The 22,286-nt window shown below is 73.2% G+C and carries 23 protein-coding genes and 3 tRNA genes; 13 read left to right on the top strand and 13 right to left on the bottom strand.

All coding sequences use genetic code 11. The features are described from left to right. Window positions 1-22: 22 nt before the first annotated feature. Window positions 23-1,456, bottom strand: coding sequence for an FGGY family carbohydrate kinase (locus ACIBEC_RS08760; protein WP_360504204.1), 1,434 nt, complete (start codon window positions 1,454-1,456; stop codon window positions 23-25). Between the two features lie 107 nt (window positions 1,457-1,563). Next, entirely contained in the window at window positions 1,564-1,869 is a 306-nt protein-coding gene (locus ACIBEC_RS08755) for a hypothetical protein (RefSeq protein ID WP_396287800.1), read from the bottom strand. A gap of 234 nt (window positions 1,870-2,103) precedes the next feature. Here ACIBEC_RS08755 and ACIBEC_RS08750 point away from each other — a divergent pair. Continuing rightward, window positions 2,104-2,176, top strand: a tRNA-Asn gene (locus ACIBEC_RS08750). A gap of 60 nt (window positions 2,177-2,236) precedes the next feature. Further along, window positions 2,237-2,309: transfer RNA gene (locus ACIBEC_RS08745), tRNA-Asn, on the top strand. Between the two features lie 125 nt (window positions 2,310-2,434). Here the strand turns inward: ACIBEC_RS08745 and ACIBEC_RS08740 are convergent. Next, window positions 2,435-3,181: a trypsin-like peptidase domain-containing protein gene (locus ACIBEC_RS08740; protein WP_360504200.1), complete on the bottom strand. Its 747-nt coding sequence runs from the start codon at window positions 3,179-3,181 to the stop codon at window positions 2,435-2,437. 117 nt (window positions 3,182-3,298) lie between these two features. Continuing rightward, window positions 3,299-4,150: a hypothetical protein gene (locus tag ACIBEC_RS08735; RefSeq protein WP_360504198.1), complete on the bottom strand. Its 852-nt coding sequence runs from the start codon at window positions 4,148-4,150 to the stop codon at window positions 3,299-3,301. Between the two features lie 190 nt (window positions 4,151-4,340). On the opposite strand from ACIBEC_RS08735, the gene ACIBEC_RS08730 reads away from it, so the two are divergent. The 5 genes from ACIBEC_RS08730 to ACIBEC_RS08710 all read left to right on the top strand — a co-directional run bounded on the left by ACIBEC_RS08730 (window position 4,341) and on the right by ACIBEC_RS08710 (window position 7,689). After that, window positions 4,341-4,414: transfer RNA gene (locus ACIBEC_RS08730), tRNA-Ile, on the top strand. 313 nt (window positions 4,415-4,727) lie between these two features. Beyond that, window positions 4,728-5,675 (top strand): SPFH domain-containing protein, encoded by a 948-nt coding sequence (locus ACIBEC_RS08725; protein ID WP_360504196.1) that lies wholly within the window; start codon window positions 4,728-4,730, stop codon window positions 5,673-5,675. Window positions 5,676-5,684: 9 nt separating this feature from the next. Beyond that, window positions 5,685-5,912, top strand: coding sequence for a hypothetical protein (locus tag ACIBEC_RS08720; protein WP_360504194.1), 228 nt, complete (start codon window positions 5,685-5,687; stop codon window positions 5,910-5,912). Window positions 5,913-5,954: 42 nt separating this feature from the next. Then, window positions 5,955-6,602, top strand: a complete 648-nt coding sequence (locus tag ACIBEC_RS08715) for a GPP34 family phosphoprotein (protein WP_360504192.1) — start codon at window positions 5,955-5,957, stop codon at window positions 6,600-6,602. Between the two features lie 142 nt (window positions 6,603-6,744). After that, a complete protein-coding gene (locus tag ACIBEC_RS08710; protein WP_360504190.1) occupies window positions 6,745-7,689 on the top strand; it encodes a pyridoxal-phosphate dependent enzyme in 945 nt (314 codons plus the stop codon). Window positions 7,690-7,714: 25 nt separating this feature from the next. Here the strand turns inward: ACIBEC_RS08710 and ACIBEC_RS08705 are convergent, their stop codons facing one another. Both ACIBEC_RS08705 and ACIBEC_RS08700 read right to left on the bottom strand, forming a co-directional pair. Then, entirely contained in the window at window positions 7,715-9,226 is a 1,512-nt protein-coding gene (locus ACIBEC_RS08705) for an LCP family protein (protein ID WP_360504188.1), read from the bottom strand. A gap of 120 nt (window positions 9,227-9,346) precedes the next feature. Then, complete coding sequence (locus ACIBEC_RS08700) at window positions 9,347-9,811, bottom strand: MarR family transcriptional regulator (RefSeq protein ID WP_360504186.1); 465 nt, start codon at window positions 9,809-9,811, stop codon at window positions 9,347-9,349. A gap of 103 nt (window positions 9,812-9,914) precedes the next feature. Between ACIBEC_RS08700 and ACIBEC_RS08695 the strand changes: the two genes are divergently transcribed. Both ACIBEC_RS08695 and ACIBEC_RS08690 read left to right on the top strand, forming a co-directional pair. Beyond that, window positions 9,915-10,940: an NADP-dependent oxidoreductase gene (locus tag ACIBEC_RS08695; RefSeq protein WP_360504184.1), complete on the top strand. Its 1,026-nt coding sequence runs from the start codon at window positions 9,915-9,917 to the stop codon at window positions 10,938-10,940. Window positions 10,941-11,332: 392 nt separating this feature from the next. After that, window positions 11,333-11,827, top strand: a complete 495-nt coding sequence (locus ACIBEC_RS08690) for a DUF3145 domain-containing protein (RefSeq protein ID WP_360504182.1) — start codon at window positions 11,333-11,335, stop codon at window positions 11,825-11,827. 79 nt (window positions 11,828-11,906) lie between these two features. Here the strand turns inward: ACIBEC_RS08690 and fabF are convergent, their stop codons facing one another. The 5 genes from fabF to ACIBEC_RS08665 all read right to left on the bottom strand — a co-directional run bounded on the left by fabF (window position 11,907) and on the right by ACIBEC_RS08665 (window position 16,951). Then, window positions 11,907-13,172, bottom strand: coding sequence for a beta-ketoacyl-ACP synthase II (gene fabF, locus ACIBEC_RS08685; RefSeq protein WP_360504180.1), 1,266 nt, complete (start codon window positions 13,170-13,172; stop codon window positions 11,907-11,909). A 184-nt stretch (window positions 13,173-13,356) separates the two neighbouring features. Further along, the gene (locus ACIBEC_RS08680) at window positions 13,357-13,605 is read right to left on the bottom strand and encodes an acyl carrier protein (RefSeq protein ID WP_360493006.1); all 249 of its coding nucleotides are present in this window, start codon (window positions 13,603-13,605) and stop codon (window positions 13,357-13,359) included. Window positions 13,606-13,684: 79 nt separating this feature from the next. Then, complete coding sequence (locus ACIBEC_RS08675) at window positions 13,685-14,716, bottom strand: beta-ketoacyl-ACP synthase III (protein ID WP_360493003.1); 1,032 nt, start codon at window positions 14,714-14,716, stop codon at window positions 13,685-13,687. Beyond that, a complete protein-coding gene (locus ACIBEC_RS08670) occupies window positions 14,713-15,663 on the bottom strand; it encodes an ACP S-malonyltransferase (RefSeq protein ID WP_360493001.1) in 951 nt (316 codons plus the stop codon). Before ACIBEC_RS08670 ends, ACIBEC_RS08675 begins: the two co-directional genes overlap by 4 nt. A gap of 91 nt (window positions 15,664-15,754) precedes the next feature. Then, a complete protein-coding gene (locus tag ACIBEC_RS08665; RefSeq protein WP_360493031.1) occupies window positions 15,755-16,951 on the bottom strand; it encodes a helix-turn-helix domain-containing protein in 1,197 nt (398 codons plus the stop codon). Window positions 16,952-17,157: 206 nt separating this feature from the next. On the opposite strand from ACIBEC_RS08665, the gene ACIBEC_RS08660 reads away from it, so the two are divergent. Further along, window positions 17,158-17,934 carry a pirin family protein gene (locus tag ACIBEC_RS08660; protein WP_360492998.1) on the top strand — a complete coding sequence of 259 codons (777 nt, stop codon included), beginning with the start codon at window positions 17,158-17,160 and terminating at the stop codon, window positions 17,932-17,934. Window positions 17,935-17,969: 35 nt separating this feature from the next. Here ACIBEC_RS08660 and ACIBEC_RS08655 read toward each other — a convergent pair whose 3' ends face one another. After that, window positions 17,970-18,800, bottom strand: coding sequence for a serine hydrolase domain-containing protein (locus ACIBEC_RS08655; protein ID WP_360492996.1), 831 nt, complete (start codon window positions 18,798-18,800; stop codon window positions 17,970-17,972). 158 nt (window positions 18,801-18,958) lie between these two features. Here ACIBEC_RS08655 and ACIBEC_RS08650 point away from each other — a divergent pair, with 158 nt between their 5' ends. Together ACIBEC_RS08650 and ACIBEC_RS08645 are read left to right on the top strand one after the other, a co-directional pair. Further along, window positions 18,959-19,462, top strand: coding sequence for a MerR family transcriptional regulator (locus ACIBEC_RS08650; RefSeq protein ID WP_360492993.1), 504 nt, complete (start codon window positions 18,959-18,961; stop codon window positions 19,460-19,462). Next, on the top strand, window positions 19,459-20,472 hold the full coding sequence (locus tag ACIBEC_RS08645) for an aldo/keto reductase (protein ID WP_360492990.1): 1,014 nt from the start codon (window positions 19,459-19,461) through the stop codon (window positions 20,470-20,472). The genes ACIBEC_RS08650 and ACIBEC_RS08645 overlap by 4 nt, the downstream gene beginning before the upstream one ends. 98 nt (window positions 20,473-20,570) lie before the next feature. Here the strand turns inward: ACIBEC_RS08645 and ACIBEC_RS08640 are convergent, their stop codons facing one another. Next, entirely contained in the window at window positions 20,571-21,149 is a 579-nt protein-coding gene (locus ACIBEC_RS08640; protein WP_360492987.1) for a TIGR03086 family metal-binding protein, read from the bottom strand. Between the two features lie 101 nt (window positions 21,150-21,250). On the opposite strand from ACIBEC_RS08640, the gene ACIBEC_RS08635 reads away from it, so the two are divergent. Then, the gene (locus ACIBEC_RS08635) at window positions 21,251-22,240 is read left to right on the top strand and encodes a WYL domain-containing protein (RefSeq protein WP_360492984.1); all 990 of its coding nucleotides are present in this window, start codon (window positions 21,251-21,253) and stop codon (window positions 22,238-22,240) included. Window positions 22,241-22,286: the final 46 nt, after the last annotated feature.

Below are 22,286 nucleotides of genomic sequence, written 5' to 3'. Positions count from 1 at the left end.
CAGGCGCCACCCCGGCGGGCGGTCAGGCCGCCGTCTCCGGGTGGATCTGGCCGCGGGCGGCCCGGTACTGCCGGCGCACCGCCGAACCGATCGCCAGGTCCTGCTCCCCGTCGGGCTCGACGGTCTCGGCGTCCGGCAGCTCCCACTCCGGCGGCTCCGGGGTGCCCGCCAGCGCCCAGGCGGCCTGCCGGGCGGCCCCGCGGGCGGCGTGCGCGCCCGGCGGCGGCACCACGACCGGGACGCCGAACAGCATCGGGGCGATGTGCCGGACGGCGGGCAGCCGCCCGGCCGTGCCGAGCAGGAACACCCGGTTGATCCCGACGCCCTGGGCGCGCAGCACGTCCAGCGCGTCCGCGATGTTGCACAGCATGCCCTCGACGGCGGCCCGGGCCAAGTGCTGAGGAGTCATCGCGTCGGCGCGCAGGCCGGTCAGGGTGCCGGCCGCGTGCGGCAGCGCGGGGGTGCGCTCGCCGTCCAGGTACGGCAGCAGCACCAGCCCGTACGCGCCGGGGGAGGAGTGCAGGGCGAGGTCGCTCAGGCCCTCCAGTTCCAGGCCGAGCATCGCGGCGGTGGAGCGCAGCACCTGGGCCGCGTTGAGGGTGGCGACCATCGGCAGGTGGCGGCCGCTGGCGTCGGCGAAGGAGGAGACCAGGCCGGAGGCGTCCACCACGGCCTCCTCGTGCACCGCGAAGATCGTCCCGGCGCTGCCGAGCGAGACCACCGCGTCGCCCGGGCGCAGGCCCAGGCCCAGGGCGGCGGCCATGTTGTCGCCGGTGCCGGCCGAGATCAGCAGGCCCTCGGGAGTGTGCCCGGCGGGCTCGGCGGGGCCGAGGACGTCGGGCAGCTTGAGTTCGTGGCCGAGGGCCAGTTCGACCAGGTCCTGGCGGTACTCGCCGGTGATCGGCGACCAGTAGCCGGTGCCGGAGGCGTCGCCGCGGTCGGTGGTGCGGCGCTTGGGGTGGCCGAGCAGCTGCCAGACCAGCCAGTCGTGCGGCAGCAGCACCTCGGCGACCCGGCGGGCGTTGGCCGGCTCGAACTCGGCCAGCCAGCGCAGCTTGGCGATGGTGTACGTCGGGGCGGGCACGGCGCCGATCGCGGCGGTCCAGCCGGCTGGGCCGCCGAGGGCGTCCAGCAGCTTGGCGGCGGCGCCGCTGGAGCGCGGGTCGTTCCACAGGATCGCGGGCCGGACCTGTACCCCGCCCGCGTCCAGGCCGATCATGCCGTGCTGCTGCGCGCTGACGCCGATCGCCCGGACGCCCTCCAGCAGGCCGCCGGCCGCGGCGTCGCCGAGCGAGTGCAGCCAGACCTGCGGGTCGGCCTCGCCGGGGCGCAGGTCCTGGTCCTCGGGGACGGGGTGCGGCGCCTTGCCGGAGCGCAGGACGGCGCCGGTTTCCGTGTCGCACGCGACGATCCGGGTACGGCTGGTCGAGCTGTCTATCCCCGCGACGATGGCCATGTCGAGATCATGCCTCAGCCCGGCCCGGGACGCGTCCGGGCCGGGTGAGCCGTTGCCGCTTCGCGACCCCGCGTTGGGGCGCGCTTTGCCGTGGCATCACCGCCCCGTCACGGGCGGAAGGTACCCCAGCCGTCGTCCTCCGTCCGGGCCCGGTTGAAGTACGGCACCCGGTCGGTGACGGCCGACGGCAGCCGGTCGCCGACCCGGTCGGCGACCGCGCCCGCGGCCTTCCCGGCCACCGCGCCGGCCTGGTGCTTCGCCCGGTCGGCGGCGCCCTGCACCGTGGGGTTCTCGGCGATCTGCCGGGTGACCTTGGCGATCTGCTCGTAGCGCTGACGCCCGGCCCGCGAGCCGAGTACGTAGCCGGCCGCGAACCCCGCGGCCAACGACAGCTTCCACATGGTCGGATCCACCCTCTCCTGGCGGCCTTCTGCCGCATTGCCCTACCCGTCCGTCGGGACGGCGAACCGTCGTCCGCGTCCCCAGCATCCCCGGGAGCGGCTGCGGGCGCGCGCGGGGCACGCCGGGCGGCAACCCCGGGGCAACCGGCGAAAGCGATTGGCGGACCACCCCCCCGAGTGCGCTAATGTATGTCCCGCAGCGAGCGCCACGGAGTCCGGGAAACCGGGGGCCGGGGCGGAAGCCGATCCCCCATAGCTCAATTGGCAGAGCAGCCGACTGTTAATCGGCAGGTTATTGGTTCGAGTCCAATTGGGGGAGCTCGGGACGAGGCCTTCTGGGTCCTCTGCCCGCCCGTGGTACGGAAGTCGAGTGCCGCGATCCCGCATAGCTCAATTGGCAGAGCAGCCGACTGTTAATCGGCAGGTTATTGGTTCGAGTCCAATTGCGGGAGCTGCACCGGGTGCGCCCGGTGACTGCTCAGAGCGAAGGCCCCTCGGTCGACCGGGGGGCCTTCGTGTTGCCGCCACCCGGTGTCGCGTACGTCACACCGTGACGCCGCCCCGGCGGGCCCCGGAATCAGGTGGTCGCCTTCCGGTAGAGGTCGGTCACCCGCTGGTCGAAGGCGACGCTGTACGAGGTGCCCGGGGTGTCCCCGCCCTCCTGGTAGCCGCCGATCACGCCGACCACCGTGCCCTTCTCGGTCACCCACGGGCTGCCGCTGGTGCCGTCGGTGTAGCCGCCGCAGTCGAAGCGTTCCTGGGTGGCGCTCTGCGAGCGGGTCCGGACCGAGCAGGTGATCGGCTCGTCGCTCTGGTTCGGGTAGCCGGTCACCGAGACGGACAGCCCGAAGCCCTGCCCGGTGCCGATCGGATTTCCGCCGACCGCGTCCTCGACCTGCCGGCCGTCCACCGTGCCCACCGTGACGAACGCCACGTCGTACTCCGGGTCGTCGTCGGACGCCCAGCGCGGGTCGACGGTGACCGACCGCACCGGCCAAGTCCCGTACGGGGTGGACCCGTTGCGGTAGCCCGGGGTGAATACCAGGCCGTCCAGCAGGCCGATCCGGCGGCTCTGCACACAGTGCGCCGCCGTCACGAGCAGGTTGTGCCGGGGGCTCTGCACGACACTCGCGGTGCACGCCCGAGGGCCCTGCGGGGTGTGGATAGAGAGCGTGCCGATCCGGTCCCGCGCGGGGCTCTGCTGCGCGACCTCGGCGGTCGGCGCCCCGTCCTGCCCGCCGCACGCAGTGCCGGCGGCGAGCAGCAGGGCGGCCAGCGCGGCCGTACGAACCGGGCGCGCGGGCCGTACCGGGCGGGGGGCCATCGGGGCTCCGTCTCGTTCCTCGGGGCGGGCACCGGGCCGTGCGTTCCGCCGTTCGTGAGGAAGATCTACCAGGCCGTGACGGGCGGCGCCACCGTCGGGTTCCCGGTGCGGCGCCGGTCAGCCGGTGGCGCGGTCGTACAGCGCCTGGACGCGGTCGCCGAAGTAGCTGCTGTACGAGGTGTCCGGGCTGTCGCCGCCCTCCTGGTAGCCGCCGATCACGCCGACCACGGTGCCGGTCCTGGTGGTGGGGTCGAAGTCGGTGACCCAGGGGCTGCCGCTGGTGCCGCCGGTGTAGTCGGGGCAGTCGATCCGCAGCTGGGTGGGGCTCTGTTCGGAGGTGGTGTTGGAGCAGGTGATCGGGACGTCGCTGCTGCCCGGGTAGCCGGTGACTTTCACCGGGACCCGGTAGCCGCGGTTGACGCCCAGTCGGTTGGCGCCGAGCACCTGCTGGACCTGCTGCCCGTTCTGGGCCTGGACGACCGCGAAGGCGACGTCCATGTCCGGGTCGGCGTGGTCCTTCCAGCCGTCGTCGACGGTGACCGCCAGCAGCGGCCAGACGCCGCTGGGGGTGTCCCCGTCCCGGTAGCCGGGGACGAAGACCAGGTCGGCGCGCTGACCGAGCTTCGGGTCCCAGACGCAGTGGGCGGCGGTGACGATGAGGTTGAGCCCGGCGCTGTCGACCACGCTGGCCGTGCAGAAGTGGTCGCCGTCGGCGTTGCGGGTGAACACCGCGCCGACCAGGCCGTTGAGGACGCTGGGCTTGGCGGTGCGGGTGACTCCGGTGCGCCGGTCGACCGCCCCCTTGAACCGCTGCCTGCTCCAGCCGTGGCTGCTCCCCGAGGCGGCCGTGGCCGGTGCCGAGGTGACCGTGGGGACGCCCCCGCCGGGCCCCGCCGAGGTCGTGCAGCCCGCCGCGGCCAGCACCGTTGCGAACAGCCCGGCCACCACCCCCGCCCTACGTATCGTCATCCGCCCAGGCTGCCCTGGACGGGCGTCGCGCCGCCACCCGGGCTGCGCCGCCCGGAGAGGCGCGCGCCGTCCCGCACCCAGGTGCGCCCCCGGCGCGCACCACGGGTGATCGACCGGCTATGCTGCCCGGGACGGCCTCGCTGGGGCCGTCTGCTGCTGCCGTGGCCGATCGACCGGCGCGCGGCGAACCGGGGCGGTAGCTCAGCCGGTTAGAGCAGGGGACTCATAATCCCTTGGTCGTGGGTTCGAGTCCCACCCGCCCCACCTTCTCGATGCGCGACGAGTGTCGTACGAGCGCGTATGACCGTCCGCGGGCAGGCCCTGAGCCGGAGCTCCGCCGCCTGCGACGACGCGAGTCTAGGACGCGGCCACTCCTCTTCCCCGGGTGGCGCGCCGGAATTCACCCGCCTGTGGGCATCGGCCCCGGCGTCCCCTGGTGGCTCCCCAGCCCTGTGCCCCGTCGGCGTCCTGTCGGCGGCGCGTCGGTGTTCCCGGTGTCGGCCCCCTGGTGCGGTGCGCGGAAAAAGTGATATCACTTTGCCATCGGATGCGGACACTCGTTGGAGGAGTCGGTCTCATGGCCACACCGCGTTTCACCGTCGAAGACGGACCTGCCCTGGACCTTCCGGTCCCCAAGATCACCGAGCGGCTCATCACCGGGGCCGCCGGGCTGCCGGTGCTCTTCGGTGCGCTGCTCGGCCTGGTCGCGGGGGCCGGGTCGATCATCGGTGGAGGGGTCCAACTGGCGGACGGGCAGCAGGGGTCGGGTGCCGGACTGATCGTCGTCGGGCCGCTGCTGCTGCTGGGCTCGCTGCTGACGCTGTGCGGGCTGACGGTGGTCTCGCCCGGTCAGGCCCGGGTGGTGCAGCTGCTCGGGCGCTACCGCGGCACGGTCCGTGCCGAGGGCCTGACCTGGATGAACCCGTTCACCAGCCGTCGGCACATCTCCCTGCGGATCCGCAACCACGAGACCGAGACCACCAAGGTCAACGACGCGGACGGCAACCCGATCGAGATCGCCGCCGTGGTGGTCTGGCAGGTCGAGGACACCGCGATGGCCATGTTCGAGGTGGACGACTACACCGACTTCGTCGCCATCCAGACCGAGACGGCCGTGCGGCACATCGCCAGCAGCTACCCGTACGACGCCCACCAGGAAGGGCAGTTGTCGCTGCGCGACGGGGCGGACGAGATCGCCCGCAAGCTCTCCGCGGAGATCGCCGCCCGGGTCGCCTCGGCCGGGGTTCGGGTCGTCGAGTCCCGGATCTCCCGGCTCGCCTACGCGCCGGAGGTCGCCCAGGTGATGCTGCAGCGTCAGCAGGCCGGGGCCGTGGTGGCCGCGCGCAGGCTGATCGTCGAGGGCGCCGTCGGTATGGTCGAGGAGGCGCTGGACCGGCTCGCCGAGCGTGACGTGGTGGAGTTGGACGAGGAGCGCAAGGCCGCCATGGTGAGCAACCTCCTGGTGGTGCTCTGCGGCGACCGCGGCACCCAGCCTGTCGTGAACACGGGCTCCCTCTACCAGTAAGGCGCGGCATTGGCGACGGAACGGAAGAAGATCCTGTTGCGACTGGACCCTTCAGTTCACGACGCACTCGCCCGCTGGGCCTCGGACGACCTGCGCAGCACCAACGCGCAGATCGAGTTCCTGCTCCGCCGCGCCCTCACGGACGCGGGCCGGATGCCCGGCGGTGCGAACCGGATTCCCCGGCGCGGACGCCCGCCCAGGGAGAGCCCGGAGGACGGCGAATCCGACGCCGAATGATCGGACGGTTCCACCCCACTGTCCACAGCTTTGGAGTCCACCATGGACGTGCCCGCCAATCTGCCGGAGAAGCTGTACCTGCTCGCCTACGACCCCGAGCGTGAGCGGCTCACCGCCACCGACCGGCTCGACCTGGTGCTGCGGGCGTCGGCGCTGGTCGAACTCCTGCGGCGCGGAGTGATCCGGGACGACGGCCGGCACCCGGCCGCCGTCGAGGGCGTGCAGGCCGAAGGCCTCGACCCGCTCTCCGCCGCCCTGCTGGAGCAGATCCGGCAGGGGCGCCGACGCAGCTGGCGAAGCTGGGTCGGCCGCAACCAGGGGTCGACGGCCCGCGCCGCACGGGTCGTCCGGAACGGCCTGGCGGCGGCCGGCCGGATCCGGATAGAGGAGCGCCGGGTGCTCGGGCTGTTCCGGTTCTCCCGGGTGACCCTGCCGGAGCCCCGGCTGCGCAAGTCGGTGATGGCGTTGGTCGGTTCGGCGCTGAAGGGCCCGCTCAGCCGGGTCGAACCGGCGGACGCCGCACTGGTCGCGCTGGTCGACGCCGCCCGGCTGGGCTCGGCCCTGTCCTGGCGCGGGCGCCGCGAGTTCCGGGCCCGGATCGACAAGCTCGCCCCCGCGGCGGGCCCCGTCCCGCGCGCCCTGCGCCGGGCCGTCAACGCCAGCCGTGCCGACGGTTCGACGGGGGGCTGACCCACCCCTGCGTCGTGAGCCCGGCCGCCGATCCGGCGGTCGGGCTCCACGCTGCCCGGGGGCGAAGCCGCTGCCCGTACGCCCGGCCCGTACGCCCGGCCCGTACGCCTGGCTCGTTCGGGCCGGCCCGTAAGCTGGCCGGGTGCTCGAACCCGCCCTGCTGCCGACCCCGCTGGTGGACTGCACCGACGAGGCGTTCGCCCGGGCCGGGGTGGAGCTGCGGCTCAAGCGGGACGACCTGCTGCACCCGACCGTTCCCGGCAACAAGTGGCGCAAGCTCGCGCCCAACCTGGCCGCCGCCGTCGAGCGGGGCCACACCCGGCTGCTGACCTTCGGCGGCGCGTACTCGACCCACCTGCGGGCCGTCGCGGCCGCCGCCGGGGCGCTCGGGCTGGAGAGCGTCGGACTGGTTCGCGGCGAGGAGCTGGCGGACCGGCCGCGCAACTGGTCGCTGCGGGCCGCCGAGGCGGCGGGGATGCGGCTGGAGTTCCTGACCCGGGCCGCGTACCGGGAGGCCACCGGCCGAGCCGGCAGCGCGGACCCGACGGACGACGGCGCCACGGACGACGGCGCCGCGGACGACGGCCTGCAGCGCCGCTGGGGCCCCTGCCTGGTGCTCCCGGAGGGCGGCTCCAACGCCCTGGCCACCGTCGGCGCGGCCGCGATCCCGGCCGAACTGCCCGATCTGGGCGCACGCGACGTGGTCTGCTGCCCGGTCGGCACCGGCGGCACGCTGGCCGGCATCGCGGCGGGCCTGCCGCCGGGCGCTCGGGCGCTCGGCGTGGCCGTGTTGCGCGGCGGCGAGGGGTACCTGGAGGCGGAGGTCGCCCGGCTCCATCTGGCCGCGTACGGACGCGAGTTCGACAACTGGCGGATCGACCACGCGCACCACGGCGGCGGCTACGGCCGGGTCCCGGCGGACCTGGCGGCCTTCGCCGAGCGGTTCGAGCGCCGCCACGGCGTCCCGGTGGAGCGGCGCTACGTCGCCAAGCTGCTCGCCGGGCTGGCCGACCTGGCCGGGGCGGGCGCCTTCCCGCGCGGCACCCGTCTCACCGCCGTGGTCACCGGGCTGCCGGACCCCGAGTAGCCGGGACCCCGGGTCCGGTGGCCGGTCAGCCGAAGGACAGGTTGGCGCACGGGTCGGTGTCGGCGTTGCGGGTGTTCTCCGCTATGCCGGTCGGGACGCCCCCGGTGGGGACGCCGCCGGTCGGCGCGGCGCCGGGGGTCGGGATCGGGGAGGACGCCGAGTCGATCCGAGTGCCCGCCGGCCGGTAGTCGGCGCCGAGCGTGACGGTGATCGACTCCGAGCCGGGCTCCTCGACCGCCTGGGCGCCGGGGAAGAGCGCCACCACCTGGTCGGCGGTGGCCTTCAGCGCGGGGTCGTACGCGATCCGGGTGACCTGGTGCCCCGGGGAGTTGGAGCCGAGCGTGACGTTCCGGAAGCCCCGCCCCTTGAGGGTCTCGCCGCCGGAGCCCGCCAGACCGGGGGTGCCGACGCCGTTGACCACGGTGATCGGCGCCGCGGCCTGCTCGGGGGTCAGCGGCGTGTCGGTGCCGGCCGTCGCGCCCGGGCCGGCGGTGGGGGAGGAGGTCACCTGGCCCGTCCCGGCGGTGCTCTGCCCGTCCAGGGTGCGGTCCTCGCGCAGCAGCTTCCAGAGGGTGTCGGCGTCCGGCTGGACCAGCCGGATCCGCTCGCCGGCGAAGCGCCAGGGCGCGGTGACGAAGGTGACGTCGGAGAGCTTGATGTCCTGCACCGAGCGGGCGAAGTCCACCAGCTTCATCGCGGTGCCCAGCCCCTCGTCCACGGTGAGCGACTTGGTGGCCGCGTCCGCCAGCGGCAGCAGGGTGGGCAGCGAGAAGCCCTGGCTCTGGACCTTCTTGATCATCGAGGAGAGGAAGGCCTGCTGGCGCTTCATCCGGCCTATGTCGGAGTTGTCGCCGATGCCGTGGCGCGCTCGCAGGTAGTCCACCGCGGACTGCCCGGAGAGCTTCTGCAGCCCCTTCTTCAGGTGGATGCCGAACTCGTTGACGTCGTTGGGCACGCAGGCCTCGACGCCGTCGACGGCGTCGGCCATCGCGGCCGCGCCCTTGAAGTCGACCACGACGGTGTGGTCGATCCGCAGTCCGGTGAGCTTCTCCACGGTGTTCTGCGTGCAGGCCGGGTTGCCCTTGGCGTCCTCGCCGACGGTGAAGGCGGAGTTGAACATCTGGTCGTTCTTGGGCGTCGTCCAGGCGCCGCTCGGCAGCCGGCAGGACGGGACGGTGACCAGGGTGTCGCGGGGGATGGAGACGCCGACGGCGTGCTTGTGGTCGGCGTAGATGTGCAGCACGATCGCGGTGTCCGAGTGGCCGACGCCCTCGTCGCCGCCGCCCAGCGCGTTGTTGCCGTCGCCGCGGGTGTCCGAGCCGAGCAGCAGCACGTTGACCGGCACGGAGGCGCCCGGGGTGGCCGGAACGGGGGACGGCGGGCGCTCGGTGGCGACGCCGCCCGCGTCGAAGGTGGTGATGTTGCTGTCCAGCCGGTGGTAGAACCAGGCCCCGGCACCCACGACCGACAGCACCAGAACGGCGGCCAGGCCGATGGCGGTCCGCAGGTAGCGGCGTCGGCGCGTGCTGCTGCTCATCCTCTGTGCCCCCCGTCTTCAGGTTTCTCGCGTTCGACGATTCGAACGTTAGACGTTCCGGGGGGCGGTTCGGTTACCCCCGATGGGCGAACGGATCGCCCGTCGGGCCTGTGATGCTGGTCACGCCCCGGGGCCGGCGGCGCCCGCGAGCATCCGCCGGAGCAGGTCGCGCAGGACCGTCCGCTCGTCCGGGCCGAGCGCGGCCAGCGGCTCGCGGGCGAAGTTCAGCGATTCGCGCAGCTCGGCGGAGGCCGCCGACCCGGTGTCGGTGGCGGCGACCAGCTTGACCCGGCGGTCCTGCCGGTCGGCCTCGCGGGTGACGAAGCCGCGGGACTCCAGCCGGTCGACGATGCCGGTGATGTTGGACGGCTCGCAGCTGAGCGTCTGGGCGATCTGGCGCATCGGCATCGGCCCGCGCCGCAGCAGTGCGAGCACCTTGGCCTGGGCGCCGGTGAGCGAGCGGGCGGCGGCGGCGTCCTCGTACTCGCGGTGGAAGAGCGCGACCAGGTTGGCCATCAGGTCGACGACGTCGCGGGTGATCTCGTCGGGCTGCGGCGTGGCGTCCTGGGCCGGCTGAGTGTCCATGCTGCAGAGTCTACCTGAAAAGTTGACAAGATGAACCTTTCATGCCCATCGTTACTTAAGTTTCTCAACCTTTCATGCACCTGGACCGTAAGGAGCACGTCCCATGGCAGAGCAGGCCGCCCCCGCCACCGCCCGTGAATGGCACCTCGCCGCCCGCCCGGAGGGCTGGCCGGTGCCGACCGACTTCGCCCTGGTCGAGGCCCCGGTCCGGACCCCTGGTCCGGGCGAGATCCTGGTCCGCAACGTCTACCTCTCGGTGGACCCGTACATGCGCGGCCGGATGTCGGCCCGCAAGTCCTACGCGGAGCCGTACGAGCTCGACAAGCCGATGCAGGGCGGGGCGGTCGGCCAGGTCGTCGCTTCGCAGGCGGAGGGCTTCGCCGAGGGCGACTACGTGCTGCACTTCTTCGGCTGGCGCGAGTACGCGACGTTCGACGCCAGGACGGCAGTCAAGGTGGACCCGAACGCCGCGCCGCTCTCCACCTACCTCGGCGTGCTCGGCATGCCGGGTCTGACCGCGTACGCGGGGCTGACGCGGATCGCGGAGATCAAGGCCGGCGACGTGGTGTTCGTGTCCGGCGCGGCCGGCGCGGTGGGCGGCATCGTGGGCCAGATCGCCAAGCTGAAGGGCGCGGCGCGAGTGATCGGCTCCGCCGGCTCGGACGAGAAGGTCAAGCTCCTCGTGGAGGAGTACGGATTCGACGCCGCGTTCAACTACAAGAACGGTCCGGTGGTCGAGCAGCTCCAGGCGGCGGCCCCCGACGGCATCGACGTTTACTTCGACAACGTGGGCGGCGAGCACCTGGAAGCGGCGATCGAGGTGATGAACCTGCACGGACGCATCGTGGTGTGCGGCATGATCTCGCAGTACAACGCCACCGAGCCCACTCCGGCCCCGCGCAACCTGGCGCAGATCATCGCCAAGCGCTTCCGCATGGAGGGACTGCTCGTCGGCGACCACTACGACCTCCAGCCGAAGTTCGTCGAGGAGGTCTCGGCGTGGGTGCGCTCGGGTGAGCTGGAGTACCGCGAGACGGTGACCCAGGGCATCGACAGCACCGCGGACGCCTTCCTCGACCTGCTGCGCGGCGGCAACACCGGCAAGATGATCGTCCGCCTGGACGGCTGACGCCGCGTCAGGACACCGACCGCCCCGCCGCCCCGACCGGGCACGCGGGGCGGTCTGTCGTCAACGGCTCGTCGTCAGCGGTTCGCCGTCAACGGTTCGCAGTCGGGCGCAGGGGATCCGGTCGCACTACCGCATTCCGGCCGGATCCGAAAGTGCGTCAGTCATCCTGCGGGGCGGCGCGGTACGGTGGTTCCGCCCGGCGATGGGGCCGTTCGGGGGAGAGATCCGGCCGAGGGGTAGACCTCGTTGAGGATTCGACTAGCATTGAGCGAAAGCCTGTCCGTTTTGCTCAATTTAGTGACTTAATGTCGGCTAACATGGGTAACTGTGGATCAACTGCAGGCACGAGGCAGCTGGGGAAGGCGACCCTCGTCCACAGCCTGGAGGTCCCGGTGACGACACGTGGAGTTCTGTACATCCACTCCGCGCCCCGCGCGCTGTGCCCGCACGTCGAGTGGGCCGTCGCGGGGGTGCTCGGTGTGAGGGTGAGCCTGGACTGGATCCGCCAGCCGGCCGCACCCGCGCATTGGCGTGCCGAGCTCTCCTGGCAAGGGGAGCCCGGCACGGCCTCGAAGATCGCCTCTGCGCTGCGCGGCTGGCAGCTGATGCGGTACGAGGTGACCAGCGAGCCCTGCGCCACGGCGGAGGGGGAGCGGTACAGCAGCACGCCTACGCTCGGCATCTTCCACGCCGTCACGGGCATCCACGGCGACATCCTCATCCCCGAGGACCGGCTGCGCGCCGTCCTGTTGCGCGCCCGCAGCGAGGGGGCCGACCTGGAGGCCGAGATCGCCCGGCTGCTCGGCAAGCCCTGGGACGACGAGCTGGAGCCGTTCCGCTACGCGGGCGAGGGCGCGCCGGTGCGCTGGCTGCACCAGGTGGTCTGAGACCGGAGGGTACGACGAAGGGGCCGGCGCTCGCGGAGAGCGCCGGCCCCTTCGTACGGGCTGTTCGGGGCAGCGGGTGTCAGCGGGTGCGGAATGCCAGCACCACGTTGTGGCCGCCGAAGCCGAACGAGTTGTTCAGCGCCGCGATCCGGCCCTCGGGCAGCTTGCGGGCCTCGCCGCGCACGATGTCCGCGTCCACGTCGTCGTCCAGGTCGTCGACGTTGATGGTCGGCGGGGCGAGGCGGTTGTACAGGGCCAGCACGGTGGCGACGGTCTCGACGCCGCCGGCGCCGCCCAGCAGGTGACCGGTCATCGACTTGGTGGCCGAGATGGCGATGTGGTCGAGGTCGTCGCCGAGCTCCTTGCGGAGCGCCTTCAGCTCGGCGGTGTCGCCCTGCGGGGTCGAGGTGGCGTGCGCGTTGACGTGCACGATCTCGGCCTTGTCCAGCTCGTTGCGCTCGAACAGGTCGGCCAGCGCGCGGGCCACGCCGGCGCCGGTCGGCTCGGGCTGGGCGATGTGGTGGGCGTCCGAGGACAGGCCCTGGCCCACGGCCTCGCAGTAGATCCGGGCGCCGCGCGCCTCAGCGTGCTCGACCGACTCCAGGACGACCACGCCGGCGCCCTCGCCCAGCACGAAGCCGTCGCGGGCCTTGTCGTACGGGCGGGAGGCGTGCTGGGGGTCGTCGTTGTTCTTGGACATCGCCATCATGCTGGCGAACGCGGCGATCGGCAGCGGGTGGATCGCCGCCTCGGTACCGCCGGCCACCACGACGTCGGCGCGGCCGGTACGGATCATCTCGATCGCGTAGCCGATCGCCTCGGCGCCGGAGGCGCAGGCGGAGACGGGGGTGTGCACACCCGCGCGGGCGCCGACCTCCAGGCCGACGTTGGCCGCCGGGGAGTTGGGCATCAGCATCGGGACGGTGTGCGGGGAGACCTTGCGGGCACCCTTCTCCCGCAGCACGTCGTACTGGTCGAGGAGGGTGGTCACGCCGCCGATGCCGGAGGCGATGACGGTGCCCAGGCGCTCGGGGGCGAGCTTGGAGGACTCGTCGGTGGCGGGGGTCTCGTAGCCGGCGTCGGCCCAGGCCTCGCGGGCGGCGATCACGGCGAACTGGGCCGAGCGGTCCAGCTTGCGGGCCAGCGGGCGGGGCAGGATCTCGCCCGGCTCGACGGCGGTGCGCGCGCCGATCCGAACCGGCAGTTCTTCGGCCCACTCCTCGGTCAGGGCCGCCACACCGGACTTACCGGCGACCAGGCTCTCCCAGGTGCCGGCGGCGTCGGCGCCCAGCGGCGTGAAGGCGCCGATACCCGTGACGACCACGGTGCGATTTTCAGCGGTCACTGGTTTCTTCTTCTCTCACGTGTGCGGGGGGTCGGCGGGAGCCGAGGACGGGCCCGGCCGGGCGCCCCGGTGGGGCGTCCCGGCCGGAGGGTCGGTCCGGCTCGGCGAGCCGGACCGACGGGTCAGCTGTCCGAGGTGCTCAGGGCACCTCGGACGGGCTGGCCGAAGCGAACGAGTCGATCGCTCAGGCGCTGGCGTTGGCCAGGATGTAGTCCACGGCGTCGCCGACGGTCTTCAGGTTCTTGACCTCGTCGTCCGGGATCTTGACGTCGAAGCGCTCCTCGGCGGCCACGACGACCTCGACCATGGACAGCGAGTCGACGTCCAGGTCGTCGGTGAACGACTTGTCGACCTCAACGTCCTCGACCGGGATGCCGGCGATCTCGTTGACGATGTCGGCGAGACCGGACAGGACCTCGTCCTTGGTAGCCATACTGGCTGCTCCTCTACGGTGTTGAACGTGTCCGGCCGGCGGCCGGACACAGGCTTGTGGATAAGTGGGCGAAACGCGCCTAGGGGAGCGTAACGACTGCCGCGGCGTACACGAGACCCGCCCCGAAGCCGATGATCAGCGCCAGGTCGCCGCTGTGGGCCTCGCCGGTCTCCAGCATGCGCTCCATCGCGAGCGGAATGGAGGCCGCGGAGGTGTTGCCGGTCTCCGCGATGTCACGGGCAACCGGCACCGACTCCGGCAGCTTGAGCGCCTTGATCATGGCGTCGGTGATCCGCATGTTGGCCTGGTGCGGGATGAACGCGCCGAGCTGGTCGGCGGTCACCCCGGCGGCGTCCAGCGCCTGCTGGGCGACCTTGGCCATCTCCCAGACCGCCCAGCGGAAGACCGGCTGGCCGTCCATCCGCAGGAACGGCCACTTGGTGTCCTCGCCCGGCCCGTTGATCGCGTCGGGCTTGGCGAAGGCGGTGTCCCAGGCCTCGGTCTGGGTGATCACGTCGGCCTGCGAGCCGTCCGAACCCCAGATCAGCTTGCCGATGCCCGGAGTGTCGGACGGGCCGACGATCGCGGCGCCGGCGCCGTCGCCGAAGATGAAGGCGGTCGAGCGGTCCGACTTGTCGGTCAGGTCACTGAGCCGCTCGACGCCGATCACCAGCACGTACTCGGCGTTGCCGCCGCGGATCATGCCGTCGGCCAGGCCCAGGCCGTAGCCGAAGCCGGCGCAGGCGGCCGAGATGTCGAAGGCCGGGGCGGTGCCGCAGCCGAGCCGCTCGGCGATCTCGGTGGCGATCGCCGGGGTCTGCTTGAAGTGCGAGACGGTCGCGACGATCACGCCGCCGATCTGCTCCGGGGAGATCCCGGCCTGGGCGATGGCCTTGCCGGCGGCCTGCACCGACATCTCGGAGACGGTCTCCTCCGGGCCCGCCCAGCGGCGCTCGGTGATCCCGCTGCGGGTGCGGATCCACTCGTCCGAGGAGTCGATCCACTCCAGGACCTCGGCGTTGGGAATCACCCGGACCGGGCGGTAGCCGCCGACGCCGTGGATGCGCGAGTACTGCGCACCACCGGCGGGGCGGATCTGGGGCTTGGTCATGCGGTGGTCTCCTGCTCCTGACCGCCGTGCTCCGCGATGAGCTCGCGGGCCTTGTCCAGATCGGCGGGGGTCTTGAGGGCGAGCGTGGCCACACCCTTGAGGTTGCGCTTGAGCAGCCCCGTGAGGGTGCCCGCGGGGGACAGCTCGATCACGGCCGTCGCACCCAGCTGCCCGAAGGTCTCCATGCACAGGTCCCAGCGGACCGGGTTGGAGACCTGCGACACCAGGCGCGCGAGCACCTCGGTGCCGGAGTCCACGACCCCGCCGTCCCGGTTGGAGACGTAGCGGACCTGCGGGTCGGCCGCGGTCAGGGTCGGGGCCAGCTCGGCCAGCCGCTCGACGCCGGGCGCCATGTGCTCGGTGTGGAACGCGCCGGCCACCTTCAGGGCGATCAGCTTGGCGCCGGCCGGCGGGTCCGCCTTCAGCGCCTCCAGCTGGGCCAGCGTGCCGGCGGCGACGATCTGGCCGCCGCCGTTGTTGTTGGCCGCGGTCAGGCCGTGCTTGTCCAGCGCCGCCGCGACGACCTCGGGGTCGCCGCCGAGCACGGCGGTCATGCCGGTCTCGGTGACGGCGGCGGCCGCGGCCATGGCCCGGCCGCGCTCGCGGACAAATGTCAGTGCGTCATGGGCGCTGAGCACCCCGGCGCCGGCGGCGGCGGTGATCTCGCCGACGCTGTGGCCGGCGACGGCGCCGACCAGCTTGCGGGCGGCGTCCTCGTCCGGGAACAGCTCCCGGGCGGTCACCAGACCGGCCGCGACCAGCAGCGGCTGGGCGACGGCGGTGTCCTTGATCTCCTCGGCGGACGCCTCGGTGCCGGCGTGCACCAGGTCGAGCCCGGCGACGTCCGACCAGCCGCGCAGGCGGTCGGCGACACCGTCCAGCTCCAGCCAGGGGCTGAGGAAACCGGGGGACTGGGCACCCTGTCCAGGGGCGACGATTACGAGCACGGTTCAACCCTCTCTCGCCAGGCGCCCAGGGGCGGGTAGGCGACGGTAACGAAGAAAACCATCCGGGATTGTATGGTCCCTACACTCCGGCTCAGCTGGGCTCGCCCACGGCGGTCAGCCGACCGAGGGCCAGTGCGATCCGCAGAGTGAACGCCGAACGTACGTCGGAGGGGGCGTACCCCGTGACGTCGGTCACACGTCGTAGCCGGTAGCGCACCGTGTTGGGGTGGACGAAGAGCATCCGGGCCGCGCCCTCCAGGGAGGAGGCCTGCTCCAGGTAGACACTGAGCGTCTCCAGCAGTGCCGAGCCCGCCTCATCCAGGGGTGTGTAGATCTCCTCCACCAACTGGTGGCGCGCAGCCTGGTCGCCGGCCAGCGCCCGCTCGGGCAGCAGGTCGTCCGCCAATACCGGGCGGGGAGCGTCCGGCCAGGCGGCGCAGGCGCGCAGCCCGGCCGCGGCGGCGTGCGCCGAGCGGGTCGCGGACAGCAGGTCCGGCACGGTCGGGCCGACCACCACCGGGCCCGGCGCGAACTGGCCGATCAGCGCCTTGGCCGCCTGCACCGGCTCCTTGTTTCCGCCGACCACCACCACCAGGCGCCTGCCCAGCACCCCGGTCAGCACGTGCAGCTTGGCGTATCGGGCGGCCCGGCGGATCGCCTCCACCACCAGCTCGCTGTCGCCGTCCGGCGCGCTGCCCATCACCACCCGGATCTGGCTGGGCTGGCCCCAGCCGAGCGCGGCGGCGCGGGAGAGCACGCCCTCGTCGGCGTCGCCGGACATCAGGGAGTTGACCACCAGCGCCTCCAGCCGGGCGTCCCAGGCGCCGCGCGCCTCGGCCGCCTGGGCGTACACCTGGGCGGTCGCGAAGGCGATCTCCCGGGCGTAGACCAGCACCGACTCGCGCATGTCCGCCTCGTCGCCGGGGGCGGCCACCTCCTCGATGGCCTCCTCCATCACCTCGATCGTGGTGCGGATCAGCTCGACGGTCTGGCGCAGGGTGATCGCCCTGGTCAGCTCGCGCGGGGCGGTGCCGAAGACGTCGGTGGAGATCGCCTTCGCGGCCTCGGGATGGCGGTACCACTCGGTGAAGGCGGCGATACCGGCCTGGGCGACCAGGCCGATCCATGACCGGTGCTCCGGCGGCATCCGCCGGTACCAACCGAGCTGGTCGTCCATCCGCGAGATCGCGGCGGTGGCCAGCTTGCCCGAGGACTTCTCCAGCCGCTTGAGCGTCGCCGCCCGGCGCTCGGCGCGCTCGGCGGCGTTTCTGCGCTCCTGCGCCGTCAGGCGGGGCGCGGCACGGCCGGGACGGTCGCGCCCGGACCGGGGAGCCGGGCTCTTCCCGGTCGGTTCGGGTACGGGACTGGGTTCGCTCTTGGAGTTCGCGGAAGCGGCTGGCACAAGGACAAGACTGCCTCACGTGAGTGACTGCTCGTGCACACCCCCCGGCACAGCGGCGCGGTGGCAAGGGCCACAACCATTACGGTGGGCGCGTGACCGACGCCGCTGACCGCCCCCGCGCCGACCTGCGCCGCACCGCCGAGCGCTACCGCTCCGCTCCTGCCGAGGGCATCGAGACCCGCCACGCGTTCTCCTTCTCCGGCCACTACGACCCGAAGAACACGCACTTCGGCGCGCTGCTCGCCTGCAACGAGGAACTCCTCGCCCCTGGTGCCGGGTTCGAGGAGCACAAGCACCGGGACACCGAGATCCTCACCTGGGTGCTGGAGGGCGCGCTCGCCCACCGGGACTCCCACGGCCACGGCGGGGTGGTCCGCCCCGGAATGGTCCAGCACCTCAGCGCCGGCTCCGGCGTCACCCACACCGAACGCAACATCGGTGGCGCCACCGGCCCGGTTCGCTTCGTCCAGATGTGGCTCCAGCCGGACGAGTTCGACGCGGCCCCGGCGTACGGGCTGCGCAAGGTGGAACCGGCGGACGGCGGGTTGACACTGCTCGCCTCCGGCCTGGAGCGCGACGCCGGAACGGAGGCCCTGCGGCTGCGCCGCAGTGACGCCGCGCTCTGGCTGGCGACCGCCGGGCCGTGGCAGCCGCTGCCGGAGCTGCCTGCCGCCCCCTGGCGGTACGCCCACCTGACGGCGGGCTCGCTGGGCTACCGGACGATCCCGGGGCCCAAGGGCGGCGGCCGCTCGATGGCCCCGGGCGACAGCGTGCGGATCACCGGCGAGGCCTTCGCCGACCCGGCCGCGGGCGAGACCGGCGCGGAACTCCTGCTGTGGGAGATGCACTCGCCGGTCTCGTACGGCTGAGACCTCCTCGGAAAGGCCTCGGTGGAGCTCGGCCCTCAGCGGAGCTCGGCGAGGACCGCGTCCGAGAAGGCCGGCCAGGCCTCGACCGCCCACGGGCCGAAGTCCCGGTCGGTGAGCGCGACGCAGGCCACGCCCGCCTGCGGGTCGACCCACAGGAAGGTGCCGGACTGGCCGAAGTGGCCGAAGGTGGCCGGGGAGTTGGCCGTGCCGGTCCAGTGCGGGCTCTTGCCGTCGCGGATCTCGAAGCCGAGGCCCCAGTCGTTCGGGCGGCGGTGGCCGTAGCCGGGCAGCACGCCGCTGGTGCCGGGGAAGGCGACCTCGCGGGTGGCCCGCAGGACGGTGGACGGGTCCAGCAGCTTGGGCGACTGCAGCTCGGCGGCGAACCGGGCGAGGTCGGCGACGGTGGACAGGCCGCCGGCGCCGGCCGGGGACCTGTGCGCGGTGTGGATCAGGGTGTCGGCCATGCCGAGCGGCTCGAACACCGCCTCGGCGAGGTAGCGGGAGAACTCGATCCCGGCGGCCCCGGACAGCGCCGACGCGAGCGCGTCGAAGCCCGCGTTGGAGTAGAGCCGGCGGTTGCCGGGCTCGGCGAACACCCGGTCCTCGTCGAAGCCCAGGCCGGAGGTGTGGGCGAGCAGGTGGCGGACGGTCGCACCGGGCGGCCCGGCCGGGTCGTCCAGCTCGAACACGCCCTCCTCGACCGCGATCAGCGCCGCGTACGAGGTGAGCAGCTTGGTCACCGAGGCCAGCGGGAACAGGTGTTGCTGCGGCCCGTGCGCCCCCAGCACCGCGCCGTCCGCCCCCCGGACCACCGCCGCCGCGGCGTGGGGCACCGGCCAGTTCTCGATCACACGCAAGCTCTCCATGGATCCCGACTGTAGCCGGGGCGGGCGAGGGGCGGCGGGGCACCCTGCGGTCAGCCGGGTGGCGGGGGCACCCGGCTGTCGGGCCGGTCGGGCTTGCTTGGAGTGCACTCCAACTCGGTAGCGTCGTTCCCGTCGCACAGGACAGGGGGAAACGTTCGATGGCCACACCCGCACGACTCGAGATCGACCTGCGCAGCTGCTCCGAGGTGTTCGGCCGCCCGGTCGGCGATCCGGACCGGACCCCGCGGCACACCATCAGCGAGGTCGCCGCGGCGAGCGGGCTCACCGCCCACACCCTGCGCTGGTACGAGCGGATCGGCCTGCTGGACCCCGTCGACCGCGCGGCCGGCGGCCAGCGCCGCTACTGCGACGCCGACCTGCACCGGTTGGCCTTCCTGGGCCGGCTGCGACTGACCGGCATGTCCGTGGCGGACATGCTCAAGTACGTGGACATGGCCCGACAGGGCGAGCAGACCTACGAGGGGCGGCGCCTGCTGCTGGAGGCCCAGCGCGAGGAGGTCCGGCAGAGGATCGTCGACCTCCAGGCCACCCTCGTCGTCCTCGACTACAAGATCGATCTCTATGCCGGGAAGATCGCCGACGCCGCCGGCACCCCGGCCCAATGCCAGTACTACCGCGTAGAGGAAGAGCAGAGCGCATGACTCACCCCGTCCTTCCCACCGCCGAACTCGGCACCGACGGCCCGCTGGTGGGCGTCCAGGGCCTCGGCTGCATGGGCATGAGCGAGTTCTACGGCCCGGCCGACGCCGGCGAGTCGCTCGCCACCCTGGACGCCGCGCTGGAGGCCGGTGTCACCCTCTTCGACACCGCCGACGCCTACGGCTACGGCCGCAACGAGGAGTTCATCGGCCCGTTCGTCCGGGCCAACCGGGACAAGGTGGTGCTCGCCACCAAGTTCGCCCTCGTCCGCAAGGAGGAGGACCCGGGCTACCGCGGCATCAGCAACGACCCCGCGTACATCCGGGCCGCCGTGGACGCCTCGCTGCGCCGCCTCGGCGTGGACGAGATCGACCTCTACTACATGCACCGCCGCGACCCGGCCGTGCCGCTGGCCGACTCGGTCGGCACCATGGCCGAGCTGGTCAAGGCCGGCAAGGTGCGCCACCTCGGCCTGTCCGAGGTGACCGGGGCCGAGCTGCGCGAGGCGCACGCGATCCACCCGATCGCGGCGCTGCAGTCCGAGTGGTCGGTGTTCGCCCGCGACGTCGAGCGCTCGGCGGTGCCGGTCGCGGCCGAGCTGGGCGTCGCCTTCGTGCCGTACTCGCCGCTCGGGCGGGGCTTCCTGACCGGTTCCTTCCAGGCCGCCGAGCAGCTCGCGGCGGACGACGTGCGGCGCACCCAGCCGCGCTTCACCGGTGCCAACGCGGCGGCCAACGCCGAACTGCTGGCGCCGATCCGGGAGATCGCGACGGCCCGCGGGGTGACCCTCGCGCAGATCGCGCTGGCCTGGGTGCACCAGCGGGCCGAGGTGCACGGGCTGACCGTCTTGCCGATCCCGGGCACCCGCAAGCGCAGCCGCCTCGCCGAGAACGCCGCTGCGGCGACGCTGCGGCTCACCGCGGCGGAGCTGGCGCTGCTGGAGCCGGTGGCCGGCCAGGTGGCGGGGGAGCGCTACGCGGACATGAAGTTCACCTCGGTCGGCCGGGAGTAGCCGGCAACAGCCGGTCGGGCCCGGGAAGTCGCCGACTTCCCGGGCCCGACCGGCTGCCGTGCTCATCCGTGCGGCCGGCTTCAGCTGTGCGGCCCGGCTCAGGCCGGGCGGCCCAGCCAGGCGGCCAGCTTCGCGTGCACGTCGGCGTCCTCGGCGACCGGCTGGACCGCGGCGAACGGGACGCCCTCGACGCGGCTCTCGGGCGGCAGGACGGTCTCGGCGATGCCCAGCGCGGTCCGCGCCAGCGCGTCGTCCAGCGCGAAGCCGTTGCCGAGGCTGGTGACGATGTCCCCGGTGTGGGTTACCGCCTCCATCAGGTAGCCGCCGACCGCGGCCCCGCCGGGGACCTCGCCCCAGGGTGCGAAGGTCGGGCGGCCGAGCTTGGCGTCGTCCGCCCAGGCGGCGGTCACCCGGGCGCGGGCCCGGCCCAGCGCGGCCGGCCAGCCCTCGTCCGACGGGTCCTCGATGGCGGGCACGATGTCCTCGAAGCGGCCGCCCTCCCCGAGGTACGCGAGGCGGTGGATGCCGCCGACCACGTGGTTCAGCAGCCGGCGCAGCGTGAACTCGGTGCAGGGGGTGGGCCGGTCGAGGTCAGCCGGGGTGATCGTGGCGAACAGCTTCTCCAGCTGGTCGAGGGCGAGCAGGTACTGCGGGCGGGCGTCCTGGACGGCGTTCATGTGCGGTCAACTCCCCATGGTCGGGCGGGCTTTCGGGCTCGGAACGCAATCTCCCAGTAAAACCTGACAGGTTCCGTCAGGATTACTGGGATTCTTGGCCCATGAAGGCCGACCGCCTGCTCTCCGTCCTCCTGCTGCTGCAGACCCGCGGCCGGGTGTCCGCCACCGAACTCGCCGCGCGGCTGGAGGTGTCCGTGCGCACCATCTACCGCGACGTGGAGTCGCTCTCCGCCGCCGGGGTGCCGGTGTTCACCGAGCGCGGGCGGCACGGCGGCATCGGCCTGCTGCCCGGCTACCGCACCGACGTCACCGGCCTGACCGCGGACGAGGCCAGGGCGCTGTTCGTCCTCTCCGCCCAGGGCGCGCACAGCGACCTCGGGCTGGACGGCGCGCTCGGCTCGGCGCTGCGCAAGGTGATGGCGGCGCTGCCGGCCCCGCACCGGCCGGCCGCCGAGCGGATCAGCGAGCGGATCCTGGTCGACCCGGCCCGCTGGATGCAGGGCGGGCTGCCCGCGGCCGCGCCGGGCCCGGACCTGGGCGAGCTGCAGTACGCGGTCTTCGCCGACCGGCGGCTGCGGCTGCGCTACCGGCACAGCGGCACGCCCGCGCCGGTGGAGTACACCGTCGACCCGTACGGGCTGGTGAGCAAGGCCGCGGTCTGGTATCTGGTGGCCGATCTGCACGGCGAGCCGCGGCTGTTCCGGGCCGACCGGGTGCTGGCCGCCGAGACCACCGAGGAGGCGGTGCGCCGCCGGGCCGGGGTGGGGCTCGGTGACGTGTGGGCGGCGCTGCGCGAGCAGGTGGAGCGGCTGCCGAAGGAGCTGCCGGTGCGGGTGCGGGTCCGGCGCGGGCGGCTGGACCAGTTCCTGCGCATCCACGGTGGCCGGGTCATCGCGCCGCCGCCGGAGGCGGGCATCGGGCCGGCCGAGGACTGGGTCGAGGTGGCGATGGCCTTCCCGGCTCCGGCGGCGGTCCGGTCGCTGCTGGCCTTCGGCGCGGAGGTCGAGGTGCTGGCCCCGCCGGCCGCCCGGCGCGAGCTGGCCCGGGCGGCGGCGGACGCCCTACGGCTGTACCAGGACCAGCCGTCGTAGCCGTACCGGCGTGGCCCGGTCGGGAGTCGGGCCGGTCGGGAGTCGG

Source organism: Kitasatospora sp. NPDC051164 (genome assembly GCF_044455625.1).
GTDB lineage: Bacteria > Actinomycetota > Actinomycetes > Streptomycetales > Streptomycetaceae > Kitasatospora.
This window is presented reverse-complemented; position numbering and strand designations above follow the sequence as displayed.

Bases quoted from the DNA above. Each gene is read 5' to 3' on its own strand.
- ACIBEC_RS08725 (WP_360504196.1), top strand. From the start codon at position 4,728: ATGGCCACACCGCGTTTCACCGTCGAAGACGGACCTGCCCTGGACCTT.
- ACIBEC_RS08680 (WP_360493006.1), bottom strand. From the start codon at position 13,605: ATGGCTACCAAGGACGAGGTCCTGTCCGGTCTCGCCGACATCGTCAAC.
- ACIBEC_RS08760 (WP_360504204.1), bottom strand. From the start codon at position 1,456: ATGGCCATCGTCGCGGGGATAGACAGCTCGACCAGCCGTACCCGGATC.
- ACIBEC_RS08640 (WP_360492987.1), bottom strand. From the start codon at position 21,149: ATGAACGCCGTCCAGGACGCCCGCCCGCAGTACCTGCTCGCCCTCGAC.
- ACIBEC_RS08655 (WP_360492996.1), bottom strand. From the start codon at position 18,800: ATGGAGAGCTTGCGTGTGATCGAGAACTGGCCGGTGCCCCACGCCGCG.
- ACIBEC_RS08715 (WP_360504192.1), top strand. From the start codon at position 5,955: ATGGACGTGCCCGCCAATCTGCCGGAGAAGCTGTACCTGCTCGCCTAC.
- ACIBEC_RS08740 (WP_360504200.1), bottom strand. From the start codon at position 3,181: ATGGCCCCCCGCCCGGTACGGCCCGCGCGCCCGGTTCGTACGGCCGCG.
- ACIBEC_RS08635 (WP_360492984.1), top strand. From the start codon at position 21,251: ATGAAGGCCGACCGCCTGCTCTCCGTCCTCCTGCTGCTGCAGACCCGC.
- ACIBEC_RS08705 (WP_360504188.1), bottom strand. From the start codon at position 9,226: ATGAGCAGCAGCACGCGCCGACGCCGCTACCTGCGGACCGCCATCGGC.
- ACIBEC_RS08695 (WP_360504184.1), top strand. From the start codon at position 9,915: ATGGCAGAGCAGGCCGCCCCCGCCACCGCCCGTGAATGGCACCTCGCC.
- ACIBEC_RS08675 (WP_360493003.1), bottom strand. From the start codon at position 14,716: ATGACCAAGCCCCAGATCCGCCCCGCCGGTGGTGCGCAGTACTCGCGC.
- ACIBEC_RS08700 (WP_360504186.1), bottom strand. From the start codon at position 9,811: ATGGACACTCAGCCGGCCCAGGACGCCACGCCGCAGCCCGACGAGATC.
- ACIBEC_RS08645 (WP_360492990.1), top strand. From the start codon at position 19,459: ATGACTCACCCCGTCCTTCCCACCGCCGAACTCGGCACCGACGGCCCG.
- ACIBEC_RS08735 (WP_360504198.1), bottom strand. From the start codon at position 4,150: ATGACGATACGTAGGGCGGGGGTGGTGGCCGGGCTGTTCGCAACGGTG.
- ACIBEC_RS08650 (WP_360492993.1), top strand. From the start codon at position 18,959: ATGGCCACACCCGCACGACTCGAGATCGACCTGCGCAGCTGCTCCGAG.